Genomic DNA, 17,396 nt, shown 5'->3' on the forward strand with positions numbered 1-17,396 from the left:
CACAAGGAGACAGGACCCATGTCCGAGATCGAATTCATCGGCTTCATTTCCAACAACAACTCGTCCGAGATCATCGTCCGCCAGGGACCGGTGCTCGATCCCGTCCATATCGAAACGGTGGCGAAGGCGCATGAGAATGCCGGCTTCGACCGCGCGCTGCTGGCGTTCCACTCGACCTCGCCGGACAGCTTGCAGGTGGCCCAGCACGTGCTCGGCGTCACCTCGAAGCTCAACGTACTGATCGCGCAGCGGCCCGGCTTCACCTCGCCGACCCTGCTGGCGCGCCAGTTCGCGGTGCTCGACCAGTTCTCGAAGGGGCGCGTCGCGCTGCACGTCATCACCGGCGGCAACGCCACCGAGTTGCGCCAGGACGGCAATACGCTGGACGACAAGAGCGAGCGCTATGCCAGGACCAGCGAGTTCCTCGATATCATCCGGGCCGAATGGACCAGCGACAAGCCGTTCAGCTACGCAGGCAAGTACTACCAGGTCGAGAACGGCTTCGCGCAGGTGAAGCCGTATCGGAAAGAGGGCATCCGGATCTATTTCGGCGGCGCCTCGGATGCGGCGATCGACGTCGCGGGCAAGCATGCCGACACCTATGCGCTGTGGGGCGAATCCTATGCGCAGGTGCGCGAGCAGGTCGCCCGCGTCAGCGCCGCCGCGGCGAAGCACGGCCGTCCGGCGCCGCGCTTCTCGCTGTCGGTGCGGCCGATCCTCGCCGACACCGAGGAGAAGGCCTGGGCGAGGGCGCAGGATATCTTGGAGCGCGCGACCGCGCTGCAGGACCAGACCGGCTATCGCAAGCCGGCCGATGGCCACGCCACCGACGGCGCCAAGCGCCTGCTGGCGATCGCGGAGCAGGGCAAGCGCGTCGACAAGCGGCTGTGGACCGATATCGCCAAGCTCACCGGCGCCAACAGCAACACCACGGCACTGGTCGGCACGCCCGAGCAGGTCGCCGAGGTGTTCGGCGACTATTACGATCTCGGCATCAGCCATTTCCTGATCCGCGGCTTCGATCCGCTGATCGATGCCATCGACTATGGCCGCGCGCTGATCCCCGCGACGCGCGAGCTGATCGCTCGCCGTCAGGGCGCGAAGGGAGTCGCGGCGGAATGAAGCGCGTTCTCCTGGCGGCTAGCCTGCTGCTCGCATTCACCGCCTCGGCCTTCGCGCAGGTGACCTTGCGCGTCGGCGATCAGAAGGGCAATGCGCGCGCCGTCATGGAGGCGGCGGGCGTGCTCAAGGACGTGCCCTACACGATCGCGTGGAAGGAGTTCGTTGCGGCGGCGCCGCTGCTGGAGGCGCTCAGCGCCGGCGCGATCGATACCGGTCTCGTCGGCGACGCGCCCTTCACCTTCGCGGCGGCCTCCGGCGTGCCGGTCAAGGCGATCGCCGCGATCCGGCAGACCCAGGAAGGGCTGGCGATGCTGGTGCCGGAGACTTCGCCGATCAAGAGTTTCGATGATCTCAAGGGCAAGAAGATCGCCACCGGCCGCGGCTCGATCGGACACCAACTGGTGCTCGCCGCACTGGAATCGCGCGGCTGGACCACCAGCGACATCCAGCTCGTCTTCCTGCCGCCGTCGGACGCCAAGGTCGCCTACACGCAAGGCTCGGTCGATGCCTGGTCGACCTGGGAGCCTTATGTCAGCCAGGAGGAGGTGCTGTTTAAGTCGCGCCGGGTCATCACCGGCGAGGGACTGACACCCGGCCTCAGCTTCCAGGTCGCCACCCCCACTGCGATCAAGGAGCAGCGCGCGGCGCTGGAGGATTTCGTCCAGCGGCTCGCCGCGGCCCGCGCCTGGTCGCTCGGCCATGTCGAGAGCTACGCCGAGACCTGGGGAAAGCTGATGAACATCCCGGCGGCCGTGCCGCTCAACTGGCTCACGCGCGCCAAGGTCCGCATCGCCCCGATCGACGACGACGTCGTCGCCGACGAGCAGAAGACGATCGACCTCTATGCGCGGACCGGCCTGATCAAGGAGCGGCTCGATGCGGCGGCGATCCTCGATCGGTCGTTCGCTGAGGCGATCGCGAAAGGCGCGGGGCTTTGAGCTGGCGGCGGCATCTACTACATAGCGCCGAAAGCCATAACATCCTTTAGCGGTGATGATTCCGTCCTAAGACTTCACGCAGTCGGCGCCTGACCCTCCCTCTCGTCAGCATCAATAATCTCTGGCGGCAGCCAACTTTTGCGATTCCGATCGTAGAGTGCCTGCAGAGATCTTTAGATTAGGCCTTGCGCCCGCGCCAGTTGCCTGGGTGTTCTTTCTGTATATCACGGAGCCTTTGAACCCGAACTTTGCGTCGTTCCAACTCCTCCTGGGTGACTGTGCCGTCTTCAAGCACAGCGGACATCGCGTAATTCGCTAAAACCTTTTCAACATTGGCCTCGACATCCCCAACGACGTCAAGCATTTCATTGATAGCTCGCAACGCTGCGCCTTTGACATGACTTGGCAGCCGATCAATTGGAAAACTGCGAAGGGCCATAATTCCGTGCGAAACGGCTACTTCGGCCTCCCATAATCGTCTTCTTAGCGTGCGAAGCTGACGGAGTTCCCCACGGTTAAGATCCAGCGCGTTTATAGTGTAGTCCCCGACCTTGCTTCCACCCTTTGCCTCAAGGCGGATGCCCTTTTGCTCGAAGTGTTCGGTGCGCGCCTCTTGATCGCTTCGAAAAATGCGATAGCCGACGGCCCTAGCCGAGGCTGGCGGACATCGATCACCCTTTCTCTCGTTACATGCGTCACAAGCATAAAAGAGATTCTCATAGACAGTTTCTAAGTCTGGTCGCGCGCTACGTGGTTCATAGTGATCAATAGTGAACCGGTGACCACCAGCCTCGGACTCGCACATCGTGCAATAAGCGCACGAGAACCAAAAATCGGCCCGGAGATAATTCTTGTATTTACGATAGTCGGTCTGAGCTTCTACAGTCGAGCGTTGAACAATAAGCGATTTCCCGTCGTCAGAAGAGAACGGGGGCTGGATTTCGCCAGGATTGTCTTTTGTCATCGCTTCTTGAGATTCCCGGCAGCGCGGGTCAGGTCCTTGTGCAACTGATTGACGCTATCGCGGAAGCCCTCAAGCTTAGAAACGAAGGCGCCTAACGCTTCAAGTTCGATCCCTCGACGGGCGTCATCAATGCGATCCAGCGACCATCGAATGTATTCGAGTCGATTAGACTCGGATTTTGTCATGGTGCCGTCAAACTTCTTGTCGAGCAAGCGTTGTCGCTCCGACAATAGCGTCTCTAGCTCAGTTCGCTTTATCTGGGCGGCATTCAGTCGACCCGCTTCTCGTGCCGTGGCGGCATAGATGTTTGCTGGGAGGTCACGTTGAGCAGAGTGGCTGGTTCCGCTCGCAGGCGCATCGGACATAGGGGCGACCCCGAAAGTTTCTTCGTCAGCTATTAGAGTCGCGAATGATGTCTTCATCGAACATGCTCCCCTCAGCTACTTTCTCGAAATATTCCAATGCATCTTTGGTTACTAGCCGACAGCTTTGCTTCAGTCGATCGGAGGTCTACGCAGCACGTGGGCCCCGAGCAGCGTGTTTATGGAGAGAGCGAACGCCAGGTAGCGCTGCGTTGACGTTGGGTGGTGTCGCCGATCGGCTGACTAATCATCCGCCCGACGGGCAATCCGTGCACACCCCGCATGCATCAACTGCCCGTCGTGCCAGTTTGTCGCGCACTTCTCCCTTGTCATGTCGGGCAAATCACATCCACATTCTTGCGTATCCCGGCTCGCTGAAGAGGGACGTTTCGCGATCGTCATGAAGCGTCGGGCCGGAGATGCGACGGGCGCGTTGCTCCGCAGCCGGGTGTCAAAAGCCCGTGCCGACGAACGGAGTGAGGCGACGGCGAAATGGTGTGGTCCTGGTCTCCCGACGCTGAGGCCAAGCCGGTGGTGATGATGATCCGCTGGCGACGGGGGCAAGACAGCCGGTCCCCGGGGAGAGCACCTATAACCCGCAAAACCGTCGCGCAGGGAAGGCCGGATATTGGGCTGAACCTGTGGTTCTGCCGCGTGCTTGTTTGCTGCACGCGGACCGCGGGTATCAGTCGATACCCGGTCTTCCCTGCGCCTCTTCTTCCGAAGAGGAGAGGTCGAATGACCGCACAACTCGGGCGCATGTCGCCGCGGGATGGTTCGGCCATGCCCGCTGATCGGACAGGCCGGTCTCGTCGGCCAGGCGTTTGGTCAGGACAGTGATGGCGCGGGCGCAACGTTTGAGTCTCTCGCGATGGAAAGGCCAGATCTTGGGTGCCCTCGACCATTCGAATCCGATAATTGTCGTCAGATTCGCCGGGCTTTCATTCCGGCGTCCTCAATGACACGTGAGTCCACATCTTTGCCCTCAGTCCTTCGTGCTGCCCGCAGCTCGGTGCAGCGTAAGACGACGTCGCCAAAGCCCTCCGCAGCGCCAAAGAAGCCGGTTCCGCGCAAGACGATATCGATTGCGCCGAACAAGGTGGCGGTCGCGAAACCCAGCGTCTCCTCCGCGTCGCCTCTGGGACTCCTGGCGCTGCACCTGGTGGCGGAGTGGCAGGGGGCCGGCCGCGGCGGCGTCGTGTTTCTCGCGGAGAATGAGCGCCGGGCCGAGCGGCTGGCGTCCGTCATTCAGGTGCTCGAGCCGGCCTGTGATGTGCTCGTCTATCCCCGACTGAACACCTTGCCGTTCGATATGCTCGAGCCGTCGCGTGACATTGCGGGCAGGCGAAGTTCGGTCCTGCGGCGTCTGGCGCGCGCGAAGAAGCCGGTGCTGCTGATCACGACGGTCGAGGCGATGATGGAGCGCCTGCCGCGGCCGACGGAGTGGTCGGACATCGGCATGCTGCTGCGGGTCGGTGAAACCTACGCCGAACCGCTCGTCGAGGCGCGCTTTGCTGCGCTTGGCTATGACCTGGACGACAGCCCGGATTATCCCGGCGGCGTGCTGTTTCACGGCAACACATTCGAGATATTCCCGGCCGGCGCGCGCGGCCCGTTCAGGGTCGAGCATTCCGGCGGCAAGATACGGCGGATCGCCGCGTTCAATCCGCTGGATCAGGAGGTGATCTCCGAGTTCAAGGAGCTCCAGATCGATCCGATGTCCGAGCGGGTGGCGTTCAAGGAGCGGGCTCGGAACAAGGCGAGCCTGTTCGAGTATTGCACGCGGGCCAAGTGGATGGCCGATGCCCATGTGCCCAAACATGCTGACACGTGGCTGAGCACGATCGAGGATGCGGCTCCGCGCGCCGAGCGTGATCGCGCCTATGTGAGCCGCCGCGAATGGGAGCAGGCGGCGAAGCGGATCGCATGGCTGGTGCCGGCGGCGCCCTACCGGGCGACACCGGAGTTCTTCAAGCAGGCCACGCCGCGCAAGGCGCTGCGCGCCTTCATCGAGGAAGCCCGACGCGGTGATGCGCGTCTCGTGTTTGCCGCAGCGGTCGAGTCGGATCTGCGACTCATGGCCACGATGAGCGGCGTCAAGGCCGAACCTGCCGATGATTGGGCGCAGGCGATCGCGAGAGGAAGGCGGGAAGCCGCCTTGCTGGCCGGCTTCGACGCCGGCTTCGTCATTCCCGGACGGAAGCCGATTGTCGTCATCACGGCGTCTGACGTTCTCGGCAGCCGGGCGCATCAGCCGCAGCCGGCGAACTGGGCCTGGTCACCCGGCTTCGACGCCATCGATCTTCCCGAGCTTGGATCGGTGGTCGTTCATCTGCAGCGCGGCTTGGCCCGGCTCGGCGGATTGCGGTCGATGGGCACTGCCGGAGTTTCCGCGCGCGAAATGGTTCGGCTGGTGTTTGCCGGCAACGACGCCGTGCTCGTGCCTCTTGCGGAGCTGGCCCTGACTTGGCCGTACGCGAGTGAACTCGGCGACACCTCGCTCGACAAGGCCGATGGCAGCTCATGGCGGCCGCGGCGGGCCGCTGCCGAGACCGAGATCCATGTCGTCGCCAAGGAGCTCGCCAAGCAGAGAAGCCTGCGCCGGCGGCGGCCGGCGCCGAAGCTCGTGCCGCGGCCGGCGAGCTACGAGCAATTCGTTGCGCGCTTCCCTTATTTCACCACGCCGGACCAGGCGCAGGCGATCCGCGAGGTCCTGGATGATCTCGCGTCCGGTCATCCGATGGACCGCATCGTGTGCGGCGATGTCGGCTTCGGCAAGACCGAGGTGGCGTTGCGCGCCGCCGCGGCCACCGTGTTGGCCGGCAGGCAGGTCGCGATCGTCGTGCCGACGACGGTGCTGGCGCGACAGCATGTTGAGACGTTCCGCAAGCGCTTTGCCGCGCTCGGCATCGAGGTCGGAAATCTCTCCCGGATCGCGTCGACCGCCGAAGCACGCAAGGTACGCGAGGGCTTGAAGAGCGGTGAGCTCAAGGTCGTCGTGGGGACGCTCGCGCTGGCCTCGAAGGACGTCAAGTTTGCCGATCTCGGCCTCGTCATCATCGACGAGGAGCAGCATTTCGGCGCGGCCGACAAGGCCCTGCTGTCGAGCCTCAACAAGAACGGCCACAGGCTCTGGATGAGTGCGACGCCGATCCCGCGCACGCTGGCGGCGGGCCTGACCGGCTTGCGCGACCTCAGCGTGATCGCGACGCCGCCCGTGCATCGTGTTCCCGTCGTGACCAAGGTGGCGCCGCTGTCGGACATCGCGATCGCCGCGGCCCTGGCGCGCGAGCATCGCCGCAGCGGCCAGAGCTTCCTGATCTGTCCGAGGATTCAGGACCTCGATCCCATGCAGGCCCGCATTCACGCGCTGGCGCCGGAGCTTCGGATCATCACGATCCACGGCAAGCTGCCTGCTGATGAGATCGACGAGCGGCTGATGGCGTTCGTCGAAGGCAAGGCCGACGTGCTGCTCGCGACCAACATCGTCGAAAGCGGTCTCGACATCCCCCGGGCCAACACCATCGTCGTGTGCTGGCCGGAAAAATTCGGCTTGGCGCAACTGCATCAGCTGCGCGGCCGGGTCGGGCGCGGCGGCATCCGCGCCTTCGCGCATTTCCTGACCGAGGGCGGCTCCGACCGATCGGAGCAGCGGCTCTCCGTGCTCGAGGAGCTCAATCGTCCGGGCGCGGGCTTTGCCATCAGCGCGCGCGATCTCGACCTTCGCGGCGGCGGCGACATGCTGTCGGATCGCCAGTCCGGTCATGTGCAGGTGTTTGGTCCGACACTCTATGGCCATCTGCTGACCCTGGCTCTGGAGGGCGATCGCGACGGGATGTCCGCCCTGTGGCTTCCGGAATTGAACCTGCCCATCGCCGAGCTGCTTCCGTCGAACTACGTGCAGTCGGAGGCCGTCAGGCTGGAGATCTATGCCCGGGCTGCGCGCTGCAGGTCTGATGATGAGCTTGAGGAGCTCGAGGACGAAACGCAGCGCCGGTTCGGGCCGTTGCCGCCCGCGGCCAGCAACTTTTTCGCCGTTGCCAGGCTCCGGGTGGAATGCCGGGAGCGGGGGATCATGCGGCTCGATGTCGGTCCGGAGGCGATTGCCGCGACTCTGCTTCCGGGCAGGATCCGCAAGACGTGCTCACGCCTCCTGCTGCGCGACGGCAACCGTGTTGTCTACGCCGGGCGACGCAGCGAGTCTGTCCTGCAAAGAGTCGAGCAGTTTCTGGAGCTCCTCGACGAATAGCTACGTCATGGATGGGGCCCCGCGCATTCCGCTGCATTGGTCGCGCCGGCAATCGCCGCAGCAAGAAAGGCTTCTCACACCTGCGCGGACGGTGGGAAAATCACAGATGCTCCCGCGAGCACACGTCATCATCCGACCAATGCAGCGGTCCGAATATATTCTCGCGATCGCGGAGCAGGGCAAGCGGGTCACAAGCGGCTGTGGAGCGAGATCGCCAAGCTCACCGGCGCCAACAGTGATGAACCGACCTCTGCGACATCCGCCTGCTGACGCGGAACGATCCGCCTGTGTCGCGCATTACGACAGCATATTGTCATATCGACAGGACGCTGCTGATGCCCGCCTCAGGTTCCGACCCGCCCATCGTCCGCGATCTCGTGCTCAAGGTGTTCGAAACCAATGGCAGGCTGGTCGACGCGGGCAATGAGTTGGTCCGGCCGGCGGGGCTGACGACGGCTTGGTGGCAGGTGCTGGGTGCGCTCGGCTACTCGCCGCATCCTCTGCCGGTGGCGCACATCGCGCGCAACATGGGCCTGACCCGCCAGGCGGTGCAGCGCGTCGTCGATCTCTTGATTGCGCGCGGCCTGGTCGCGTTCGAAGCCAATCCGCACCATCAACGCGCCAAGCTCGTGGTGCTCACGCCGGCAGGCCGCAACGCACTCGCAGCGGCCGAGGCCGCCGTGGCCCCGCTCGACCGCAGGATTCTCAAGCGGATCGGGGCGAACCGGATCGCCACCGCGATCGCGGTCTTGAGCGAGCTGAACGACGTGCTCGCACACGATCTCCATCAGCGCGCGCCGACGGGCCTGCTATCAGCAAAGGACAAGTCATGACGACGGTTGCTAACGACCATTACGATACGGATGTCATCATCATCGGCGGCGGACCGATTGGCCTCACCACGGCCTGCGCGCTCGCCCACCATGGCGTCAGCTTCCGCCTGTTCGAGAAACGACGCGAGCACAAGCCCTATTCGCGAGCCAACAATCTGTGGGCACGGCCGCAGGAGCTGCTTGCGAGCATCGGCCTGCGCGATGCCCTGGCCGAGAAATCCTACCGGATCACGCAGATCAACACGCTGTTGAACGGTCGGCCGGTCAACCCCATCGACATTGCAGATGTGGCGAGTCCCTACGGGCGGGTGCTGTACAGCGGACAGGACGTGATCGAGGCCACGCTGGAGTCGCAAGTCGCGGCGCGCGGCGGCCAGGTCGAACGCGGCGTTTGCGTGACCGGGTTCGAGCAGGATGCGCAAGGTGTCACCGTCACGGTTGCGACGGCGAGCGAACGGGACGACGACAAGACCGAAGGGCCGAGCCGGCGGCTGCGCTGCCGCTATCTGATCGGGGCCGACGGCGGCGAGGGGTTCGTGCGCCGGCAACTGGGCTTCGACTTCGTGCCCGAGAAGCTGCCCAACTGCATGAACCGTCAGGTCGATGCAAAGCTGAGCTGGCGGCGATCGACCGACAAGGATCATCTGTGGTTCTTCTACTATCCGCGCGGCTTCTGCGGCGTGCTGCCGGTGTGGGAGGGCTATCACCGGCTGTTCTTCCTTGCCGACGATACCGGAATTCCCGACCGCGATCCCACGCTCGAGGAGATGCAGGCGATCGCGCGCGAGGTGACGCAGGACGAGACGCTGACGCTGACCGATCCGATCTGGCTGACGCACAGCCGCTTCCAGCACGGCGCCGCGCCGCATCACGCCAAGGGGCGCGTCTTCCTCGTCGGCGATTCCGGGCATTTGTCGTTGCCGATCGGAGGGCAGGGCATGAATGCCGGCCTGCACGATGCCGTCGGCTTGGCATGGCGGCTCGCCATGGTGCTCAACGGCGCGGCCGAACCCGTTCTGCTCGACTCCTACGACGAGGAGCGGGGCGGAGAGCATCGCCGGCTCGACGGCCAGCAGAAGCGCGGCTTCGATAACAGCGTCTATCGCGGGCCGCTGAAAGACGCGGCCATGGACCTTGCCGCCCGGGTGCTGCCCAATATCGGCGCACTGATCCAGGGTAGCGCCGACCTGCAGCAATTGACCGTTGCCTATCCCACGAGCCCGCTGAACGAGGATCACCTCAGCGGTTTCGGCGACCTCATCCGGCGCCGCGCTCCCAAGGCGGGCGAGCGCGCGCCCGATGCGAATGTGATTGCGGCGGACGGCGCCTCGACGACGATCTTCGCGCATCTCTACAATCCAGACGGCCGGAGTTGGGGCTGGTCGTTGCTCGCGTTCGACGGACGACAGGCCGATGCCATGCCTGAGCTGCGCAGGGCCTGCGCCGCGGCGAAGCCATGGGCATGGTTGCGACCGCGGCTGGTTCTCGCCGCTGCCGTTCCCGGGCCTGATGACCCGACGGTGCTGTCCGATCTGGATGGCGTTGCCCACGCCTCGTATGGCATCGGCAGCGAAGCCGCCCTGGTACTTGTCAGGCCCGACGGGCACATCGCCTTTCGCGGCGCTGCGGACCAGCCGGAGCGTCTGGTTGCCTATTGTCGCAGACTGTTCCGGGATCAGTCAGCCGAACGCAGGTCAGTCGTCACTCCGGGCGCCGGTGAAGAGTTGTGTCATGGGGCGTGATCTCATCCGGTTCGCTCGAGCCGGAGGTACCAGCGCGCGCGGTCTCTTACCGAGGCCTCGCCCGTCGCATTTCGTCTTGCCGCATCGGCATCGCATCGACGCGCTTGAACAGGTCCTCGGCCGAGATCGGCGTGTGAGAGGCCAGCGCGGTATGGCCGTCCTTGCCGATCAGAGTGACCGTGAAGCGGCGGTTGTCGCTGCTGAGCGCCGCGCGAAGCTGGCGGGAGGCGACGCTGTCGTCGACAGCCTCGAGCAGCACGATCGCGCGCTCGGACATGCCGGCTTTGGCGGCTTTGTAGATCCGGCGTTGCTGCTGCGTGTCGTCGTCGTCGGGGCCGGTCACGACCAGGACGCGATTCTTCCATCGGTACGGGTCGAGCAGTGAGGCGTCACTTGGGTGCGGCATGGCGATGAAGCCTGCGAGGAGTGCGGTCGTGAGCAGATACCGTCGCATGGTCGGGCCTCATGATGGCTCTCGCCTGAACGTCGAGGGCGCCGGCTTGGATCTCTGCCCATGCCGCCGGCGTCCGCTTGAGACTGCGCCGTCAGCTCTAGCGGTTGCCCTGGTCCTCGATCGGGACGTCGTCCCAGGGACGATAATACAGCTTGCTGCAGGACTCGCGCAGCACGCCGCCTTCGATCGTGATGTCGTCGCGATAGGCGTTGGCGACGAATTTGAGCGTGTCGACATGCCTGGCCTCGAAATACATCTGGTGCACGTCTTCGCGGCCGGCGCCGAACACGATGCGGCCGACCTTGCTCCAGATCGAGGCCATGGTGCACATGCCGCAGGGCTGCAGCGTGGTGTAGAGCGTGGCGCCACGCAGCTCGCCGTCGTCGAAGCCGCGGCCAGCGGCGCGGATCGCCTCGATCTCGGCATGCGCCGTGGCGTCGTGCTTGGCGGCGACGTGATTGCGTTCGGCCGCGATGATGTCGGAGCCCAGCACGATCACGCAGCCGATCGGCGACAACGAAGGGTCTGCACCATCCTGCGTGGCGACCTTGATCGCCTCCTGCATGAAATGCTCGTCGGTTTTCAGGTTCGGCACGGTCGGCGCTCAGGCTGCGAGCTGTTTCATCTGGGTGATCTTCGCCTGCAGGCTCTCGCGCTGCCGAGCCAGCGTGGCGGTGGTGGCGGCGTCGCCGGCGCACTCCTGCAGTGCGTCGTCATATTGGCCGAGGATCTGCTCCTCGCCGCTGACGAAGGACGACAGCGCATGGGTGCCGAGGCCGGTCACCGCGGCGCGAACGCGAATCACGGTCTGGTGCACCGTGGACATGAAGGAGCCGGACTCGTCCGGCGTCTCGCCCATCCGCCGCAGCGCGTCGTGCAGTTCGGCGTGATCCCGCTCCTTGAGCGCGATCATCTCGGCGAACAGCGCCTTGAGCGCCGGCGTCTCGGCGTCATCAGCGGCTTCCTGATAGCCGTTGCGCGCATCAACCAGGGACGTGTGCAGTGTCTTCAGGCCGTCTGCAGCCATGGTCGCCTCACCGTGTTGCTGGGTGGAATTTCGACCACGACAATCCGGCTTCGCAAGCTTTGTTCCGGGCCTGCTGCCTTCCGCCACAGGGGCGCGCTACTCCAGGCGGTATGCAGGTTGCCCGCGTCCGGGCGGCATCGTAGGCTCACTCATGCGACGGGCAGCATGCTCAGGATATCCTGGTGGCGCTGAGATCGCTGAGGGATTGCGCGTGTGATGGATGAGGACGACCCGGGCGGACAGATCGCCCTGATCGAGACGCGGATCGAACAGCTTGCCGACAGAGCCGAGCGCTGTCGAAAGATCATCCTGGCGTCGAAGATCGTGATTTCAGGCGGCGCCGCATTGTTGGTCGGCGCAGTGCTGGGGCTGTTCGGCTCCAATGCAACCGGGCTGCTCGGCGCGATCGCAGCCGTGCTCGGCGGCATCGTCTCGCTGGGATCGAATGTCAGCACGTTGCGGCAGACCCTGGCGGCGATCGCCGCCGCGGAGACGTTGCGCTCGGAGCTGATCGGCAGGATCGATCTCCGGCTGGTCGGCGAGGGGCGAGCCGTGTAGCGCGTGAGCGCCCGACCGCGCCATGCACCTTCGATTAAGGAAACGATGGGGAGACCACATGCTCAAGGGTTTGGATCCGCTGCTCAATGCCGACGTGCTCTATGCGCTCAGGGCGATGGGGCATGGCGACCGCCTGGTGATCTGCGACACCAACTTTCCGGCGGACGCGATCGCGCGGCAGACCGCGTTCGGCGAGCTGCTGCGCATTGACAATGTCAGCGCGGCGAGGGCCGTTCAGGCAGTGCTGTCGGTGCTGCCGCTCGACACCTTCGTGGACGATGCCGCCGTGCGGATGGAGGTCGTTGGCCAGCCGGAGGAGGTGACCGAGGTGCAGCAGGAGGTGCAGGCGGCGATCGATGCGGCCGAAGGCAGGCCGTGGCCGCTGGTCGGCGTCGAGCGCTACGCGTTCTACGAGATGGCCAAGTCGACCTATTGCGTGATCGCCACCGGCGAGCGCCGCTTCTATGGCTGCTTCATCTTCAGCAAGGGCGTGATCCCGCCGGAGGTGGCGTGAGGCCGAGAAGCCTCAACGCTCCTCTCGCATGATCTTCTCGAAGCGGAAGAAGTCGCCGTCGTCGGGCATGCCCTCGAGCGGCGGCCGATGCGGCAGCGGGTTGTGGGCGTTGTAGTATTCGACGATCCGAAAGCCGCATTTGTTGACGTAGAAATGGATGTTGCGCTTCTCGAAATAGGGCGTGAACGTCTGCCACACCCTGGTGTCGGGATAGCGCGCCTCGATCGCCCGCCATGCGCGCTGGCCGACGCCGCGGCTATGCTGCCGGACCGAGATGTAGAACAGGTCGAGCGAGTTGCGATGCGAGACCGGATCGATGGTCAGGACGACGCCGCCGACGCGGCTCCCATTCAGCAGTAAATGATAGGTCACAGCGCCTGGCGCGGTGAACGACTGCTCGATATCGTCGCAGGACGGGATCGCCTGCTCGGGCACTGCGCCGATCTCGTCCATCAATGCGACGGAAAAGGCCTCCTGCAATTCCTGCTTGAAGGCCGGGAGATCCCGCTTGTCCGCGACCTCAAGGGTGACGCTGTCGTGTTCCAAGGCTGTCCTCGCTGCAAGGTACCCCGCACGATCCATCGCCGGCGGGCGCGGCGATCTGAACGCGGTGAAGCTTACCGCCGTCTGACACAGCGATGGCAGCGCGGCCGAATGCCACTCACCCCATCGTGGCCAGCCGCACCGCCAGCGCGCAGGCGCGGTCGTATTCGTCGCGGTTGATCCACTCGTCGATCGTATGCGGCTCGTTCTGTCCGGTGCCGAAGGTGACGGTGGGGATGCCGTGGCGGACCATCCAGTTGGCGTCGAGGCCGCCATTGCCGGCGCGCAACGCCGGCGTCGCGCCGATGTCGATGACGGCGGCGGTGGCGCGCTTGACGACGGGCAGGGTCTCCTTGATCTGGAACGGCGGAAACTCCGTCACCGCCTTGAACTTGACGCGGCCGGACTTGCCGTCGCTGTTGGTGACCTGCTTGGCGGCCTTTTCGAATGCGGCCTTGTAGGCGTTGCTGATCTCGCGGACGAACTTCGCATCGTGGCTGCGGCACTCGCCGACGACATGGACATAGTCGGTGACGACGTTGGTGGCGTCGCCCGCCGGGCGGCCCTCGCCGCCGGTGACCGGCCCGACATTGCTGGTGCCAAGCTTCGCGTCCTTGCCCTTGCCTTGCACCACCTTGCCGAACCAGCCGCCGGCTTTGACCTCGGCGAGCGCGAAGGCGAGGATCATGGTGGCGCTGATGCCGCGCTCTGGAGCTACGCCGGCATGCGAGGCGCGGCCGAAGATCTCGACCTCCCATTTGTCGGCGCCCACCGCGGCGATGGTGATGCTGGATGCCGAGCTGCCGTCGAAATTGAACGCCATCTTGGGCGCGCCGAGCATGTCGAGATCGACGTGGCGCGCGCCGTGGAGCCCGCTTTCCTCGCGCACGCAGAACAACAGCGTGATCGGCGGATGATCGAGCCTCTCGCGGATCAGCTCGGCGGCCAGCGTCACCAGGATGCCGCAGCCGCAGCGGTTGTCGCCGCCGAGCGCGGTCTTGGCCTGGTTGACGATTTTGCGGCCCGAGATCTTCGGCTGCGCGCCGGCGCACAGCGGCACCGTGTCCATGTGGGTCATGAACATCAGTCGCGGCTGGTCTTTCAGGCTGCCGCGGCCGGGCAGGTCGACGATCAAATTGCCGGTCTCGGTCGGCAGGGCGATGCGCGTGTTCGCGTCATCGAACCGCATCGCCTTCGCCGGCACCCCGGCCTGCTTCAGCGCCGCCATGATCTCGCGCCCGATCGCCTTCTCCTGTCCGGTGACGCCCTGCACGGCGAGAAAGCGCATCAGGCGATCGGTGGCGGCGGCGGTGTCGACGGACATGGAGCGAATCCCGTGTTTGAACGATGCCCGACCATCCCGTCCGGCGTCGCATCGCGCAAGGGGCTGCTTGCCCCCGACGCGAGGCGCGTCGACAGGAGCATTGTTTCGAGAACCTGAACACCGCATTTGGTCCCGGCGCCATTATCAACCGGGCCGCGAGCCGCCACATCGGCACCACGAGCATGAAGGTCACGAGACACCCGTCGAGGACGGCAACGCAGGCGATGCCGTCGTGGGAGCGAGCGGTGGTCGGACAGCAAGGATCGGGCGGAACCCGGATGGTCATTCTGCACAAGGAGCACTCGCCTGAGGATGCGCGAGCGACAGCGCCTGCGTCTGCGGGCCGTGCGCTGCGGCCGCTCGCCGGGCTCGGCCTGATCGTGGGTATGCTCGTCGCGCTGTGGTGGATGGTCGACTACGTGACCGTCGGCCAATATCTCGTCCACACCGACGACGCCTATGTCGGGGGGAACGAAGTCCCGGTCAGGTCAGCCGTGCCCGGCCGGGTCAGAGAGCTGCTCGTGACCGACCATCAGGAGATCGCCCTCGGACAGCTTCTTGCGCGCATCGAGCCCCGCGACGCGGACACAGCGACGGTGGCGCTGAACGACGTCGTCGCTCCCGTCGCCGGCGTGGTGACGATGGGCGGTCTCCATGTCGGCGACGCCGTCACGTCAGACCGGTCGATGATGGCGGTGGTCGCGCCGGGCGAGCCCCACATCACCGCTGTCCTCGCTGTCTCCGAGATCACCTATGTCGCGATCGGACAGGCGGTTACGATCGAGGTGCCGGACCTGCCGTCCGTCCGGCTCTATGGACATGTGGCAGATGCCGAATGGATCGGTGAAGCGACGGGCTCGCCAAACGGTGAAGACCGGGTCGCACTGAAGATCCGCCTGCTGAAGGCTGTCCTTCCCGCCGGATTGAAGCCGGGCATGGCCGTCGGCGCGACCATTCTCACCGGCCTGACCGGGACAGAGCGGATGGTCTCGCAGATCCTGCAGGACAAGGCGCAGGGGAGCTGCCGCTGCGGGCAGGACCTCCAGCATGCGTCGGTGCGGCGGCGCATCTGATCAGAGCCATCTCCGCGCGACGCGCTATCCCTCTCTGCGCTGCCTGTTACTGCGCCCTCTCCCCTTGCGGGAGAGGGCATGTACGGCCGATCCCCAGGTGCGGTTGGGTGAGGGGTCTCTATCCTCAGGCGACGTTCTCGGAGAGAAACCCCTCACCCAACCGAGCACGTTGATAGTTCGGAGATGCCCTCTCCCACAAGGGGAGAGGGCGCAATCACGACGATCGTGGTTCGGGTTCTTGACGTCGGCTATTCCAGTATGGATGCGCCGAACGACATCATCGTTCGTCGTCGAGTCGGGCGCGCTGTCTGTTCAATGGTTCAGCGCCTGCACGCCGTCGTGCACCTGATAGACCACCTTGCCTTCGCGCCAGGCGAACGGCGCGTCCGGGTCGCGGCAACTGATGGCGGATTCCGGAATGAGCTTGTCGCACAGCATGACGATGATCGACTCCAGCGGAGCCGACGTGTCGTTCTCCTCGGTCATGCGGTCGATCGAGATTTCGTCGCCTTCGACGCCGTCGTCGATGTGGACGATGAAGATCTCCTCATGGCCATGGATGCCATGCGCCGTGACCCGAAACACTTCCCCCTTGTATTCGAATTCCCGAACCATCGTGTCCGCCCTCTGAGTTTGTTGATTGCCGCAAGCGGGTGCGGAAACTAGGAGCGCGACGGCCGAGGGGCAAGAAAAATGGGTGTCGGGAATCCGACAAAATGCATCGCGACTGCGATGCATCGGCGCACGACGGCCTGACGAGCAATCCTCCGCATGCTCTGATGGATCAACTGCCCGTCGTGCCAGCCTGTCGCGAACTCATCACTTGCGCTGCGCCTCTTCTTTGAAAGAGAGACCCATCGTTCAGCGCCGTGTCGCATCCGCGCGCAGCCAGCGCCGTTGCAGGAAGCCGCTCGCCGCGAGCACCGCGACATGGCCCAGCGGCAGCTCGACGAGATGATCGCCGACGATGCGGCGCCTGGCACGATCGAGCAGCGCCTGACCGCGGGCGCGCGGCACCATCCGGTCGAAGCGGCCGACGACGAGGCGGCTGTCGGGCGCGACGCGGTCGATCCAGTGGATCGGGTTGTAGCGGTGAAGCGCTGCGGCGAAATCGTCACGCCGAAAGCCGCGCCGCTCGGCCTCGCGGCGGATGCCACGCGCGGCCGGGCTCGACCAGATCATCAGTTCGCCGCGATCGGCCGAGGCGAAGCTCCAGACGGGTCGACCGAGCCGGCCGGCCATCAAGGTGGCCGGCACGCTGCCGAGGCTGAAGCCGACCAGCCGCGAGGGCGGGCCATTGCGCGCGGCGAGCCGGATCACGTCGCCTTCGATGGCTGCGATGCAGCCCGCGCACACCTCGGGATCGGGGCTGACCATCGCATCCGGCAGCCGGTAGCAGGCCTGCCAATCATGTCCGCCGACGAGGCCAAGCCAGCGCGCGGTGGTGAAGCCCATGCCCCAGGGCAGGAAGTAGATCGCGCCGCGCGAGTTGAGGCCGTCGATGCGTCGGGGGCGGATCTCGTCGGCGGGAAGCGGAGTGCAGGGCATTTGTCGCGACTCGGGATTTCGGATGGGCAAAGAGGGCGAACCGGCAGCCCGGACGGCCGTTCCTAACCGCCGCCTGGACCCCGCCGGCCGGCCATGACCCTGATTCCGCGATTAATTCCGAGCTGTGGGACGCCGCCTCGTTGGG

General features: G+C 65.2%; 17 protein-coding genes. 8 read left to right on the forward strand and 9 right to left on the reverse strand.

The window, feature by feature from the left end:
- Nucleotides 1-18: 18 nt before the first annotated feature.
- Together BRAD285_RS13515 and BRAD285_RS13520 are read left to right on the forward strand one after the other, a co-directional pair.
- Nucleotides 19-1,122, forward strand: coding sequence for an LLM class flavin-dependent oxidoreductase (locus BRAD285_RS13515; protein WP_006613244.1), 1,104 nt, complete (start codon nucleotides 19-21; stop codon nucleotides 1,120-1,122).
- The gene (locus tag BRAD285_RS13520; protein ID WP_006613245.1) at nucleotides 1,119-2,060 is read left to right on the forward strand and encodes an ABC transporter substrate-binding protein; all 942 of its coding nucleotides are present in this window, start codon (nucleotides 1,119-1,121) and stop codon (nucleotides 2,058-2,060) included. Before BRAD285_RS13515 ends, BRAD285_RS13520 begins: the two co-directional genes overlap by 4 nt.
- 178 nt (nucleotides 2,061-2,238) lie before the next feature.
- Here the strand turns inward: BRAD285_RS13520 and BRAD285_RS13525 are convergent, their stop codons facing one another.
- Entirely contained in the window at nucleotides 2,239-3,024 is a 786-nt protein-coding gene (locus tag BRAD285_RS13525) for an HNH endonuclease (RefSeq protein ID WP_083846429.1), read from the reverse strand.
- Nucleotides 3,021-3,446: a hypothetical protein gene (locus BRAD285_RS13530; RefSeq protein WP_006613246.1), complete on the reverse strand. Its 426-nt coding sequence runs from the start codon at nucleotides 3,444-3,446 to the stop codon at nucleotides 3,021-3,023. Before BRAD285_RS13530 ends, BRAD285_RS13525 begins: the two co-directional genes overlap by 4 nt.
- A 712-nt stretch (nucleotides 3,447-4,158) precedes the next feature.
- On the opposite strand from BRAD285_RS13530, the gene BRAD285_RS13535 reads away from it, so the two are divergent.
- The 3 genes from BRAD285_RS13535 (at nucleotide 4,159) to BRAD285_RS13545 (ending at nucleotide 10,210) form a co-directional block, all read left to right on the forward strand.
- Nucleotides 4,159-7,635 carry a DEAD/DEAH box helicase gene (locus tag BRAD285_RS13535; protein WP_006612821.1) on the forward strand — a complete coding sequence of 1,159 codons (3,477 nt, stop codon included), beginning with the start codon at nucleotides 4,159-4,161 and terminating at the stop codon, nucleotides 7,633-7,635.
- 335 nt (nucleotides 7,636-7,970) lie between these two features.
- Complete coding sequence (locus tag BRAD285_RS13540) at nucleotides 7,971-8,468, forward strand: MarR family winged helix-turn-helix transcriptional regulator (RefSeq protein WP_006612820.1); 498 nt, start codon at nucleotides 7,971-7,973, stop codon at nucleotides 8,466-8,468.
- On the forward strand, nucleotides 8,465-10,210 hold the full coding sequence (locus tag BRAD285_RS13545) for an FAD-dependent monooxygenase (RefSeq protein ID WP_006612819.1): 1,746 nt from the start codon (nucleotides 8,465-8,467) through the stop codon (nucleotides 10,208-10,210). The genes BRAD285_RS13540 and BRAD285_RS13545 overlap by 4 nt, the downstream gene beginning before the upstream one ends.
- Before the next feature lie 46 nt (nucleotides 10,211-10,256).
- Here the strand turns inward: BRAD285_RS13545 and BRAD285_RS13550 are convergent, their stop codons facing one another.
- The 3 genes from BRAD285_RS13550 to BRAD285_RS13560 form a co-directional block, all read right to left on the reverse strand.
- Nucleotides 10,257-10,664, reverse strand: a complete 408-nt coding sequence (locus BRAD285_RS13550; RefSeq protein ID WP_006612818.1) for a DUF4174 domain-containing protein — start codon at nucleotides 10,662-10,664, stop codon at nucleotides 10,257-10,259.
- Between the two features lie 97 nt (nucleotides 10,665-10,761).
- Nucleotides 10,762-11,259 carry a nucleoside deaminase gene (locus BRAD285_RS13555; RefSeq protein WP_006612817.1) on the reverse strand — a complete coding sequence of 166 codons (498 nt, stop codon included), beginning with the start codon at nucleotides 11,257-11,259 and terminating at the stop codon, nucleotides 10,762-10,764.
- Between the two features lie 9 nt (nucleotides 11,260-11,268).
- Nucleotides 11,269-11,691: a PA2169 family four-helix-bundle protein gene (locus BRAD285_RS13560; RefSeq protein ID WP_006612816.1), complete on the reverse strand. Its 423-nt coding sequence runs from the start codon at nucleotides 11,689-11,691 to the stop codon at nucleotides 11,269-11,271.
- 216 nt (nucleotides 11,692-11,907) lie between these two features.
- Here BRAD285_RS13560 and BRAD285_RS13565 point away from each other — a divergent pair, with 216 nt between their 5' ends.
- Both BRAD285_RS13565 and BRAD285_RS13570 read left to right on the forward strand, forming a co-directional pair.
- Nucleotides 11,908-12,249: a hypothetical protein gene (locus BRAD285_RS13565; protein WP_006612815.1), complete on the forward strand. Its 342-nt coding sequence runs from the start codon at nucleotides 11,908-11,910 to the stop codon at nucleotides 12,247-12,249.
- A 58-nt stretch (nucleotides 12,250-12,307) separates the two neighbouring features.
- The gene (locus tag BRAD285_RS13570; protein ID WP_006612814.1) at nucleotides 12,308-12,763 is read left to right on the forward strand and encodes an RbsD/FucU family protein; all 456 of its coding nucleotides are present in this window, start codon (nucleotides 12,308-12,310) and stop codon (nucleotides 12,761-12,763) included.
- Between the two features lie 12 nt (nucleotides 12,764-12,775).
- Here BRAD285_RS13570 and BRAD285_RS13575 read toward each other — a convergent pair whose 3' ends face one another.
- Both BRAD285_RS13575 and BRAD285_RS13580 read right to left on the reverse strand, forming a co-directional pair.
- Nucleotides 12,776-13,309: a GNAT family N-acetyltransferase gene (locus BRAD285_RS13575; RefSeq protein ID WP_006612813.1), complete on the reverse strand. Its 534-nt coding sequence runs from the start codon at nucleotides 13,307-13,309 to the stop codon at nucleotides 12,776-12,778.
- Between the two features lie 115 nt (nucleotides 13,310-13,424).
- The gene (locus BRAD285_RS13580) at nucleotides 13,425-14,630 is read right to left on the reverse strand and encodes a M20/M25/M40 family metallo-hydrolase (protein ID WP_006612812.1); all 1,206 of its coding nucleotides are present in this window, start codon (nucleotides 14,628-14,630) and stop codon (nucleotides 13,425-13,427) included.
- Nucleotides 14,631-14,653: 23 nt separating this feature from the next.
- Here BRAD285_RS13580 and BRAD285_RS13585 point away from each other — a divergent pair, with 23 nt between their 5' ends.
- Entirely contained in the window at nucleotides 14,654-15,703 is a 1,050-nt protein-coding gene (locus BRAD285_RS13585; protein ID WP_006612811.1) for an HlyD family efflux transporter periplasmic adaptor subunit, read from the forward strand.
- A 312-nt stretch (nucleotides 15,704-16,015) separates the two neighbouring features.
- On the opposite strand, the gene BRAD285_RS13590 is transcribed toward BRAD285_RS13585, so the two are convergent.
- Both BRAD285_RS13590 and BRAD285_RS13595 read right to left on the reverse strand, forming a co-directional pair.
- Nucleotides 16,016-16,318: a hypothetical protein gene (locus BRAD285_RS13590; protein WP_006613291.1), complete on the reverse strand. Its 303-nt coding sequence runs from the start codon at nucleotides 16,316-16,318 to the stop codon at nucleotides 16,016-16,018.
- Nucleotides 16,319-16,564: 246 nt separating this feature from the next.
- Nucleotides 16,565-17,251, reverse strand: coding sequence for an alpha/beta fold hydrolase (locus BRAD285_RS13595; protein WP_006613292.1), 687 nt, complete (start codon nucleotides 17,249-17,251; stop codon nucleotides 16,565-16,567).
- Nucleotides 17,252-17,396: the final 145 nt, after the last annotated feature.

It is taken from the genome of Bradyrhizobium sp. ORS 285, from assembly GCF_900176205.1.
In the GTDB taxonomy this organism is placed as follows: Bacteria; Pseudomonadota; Alphaproteobacteria; order Rhizobiales; family Xanthobacteraceae; genus Bradyrhizobium.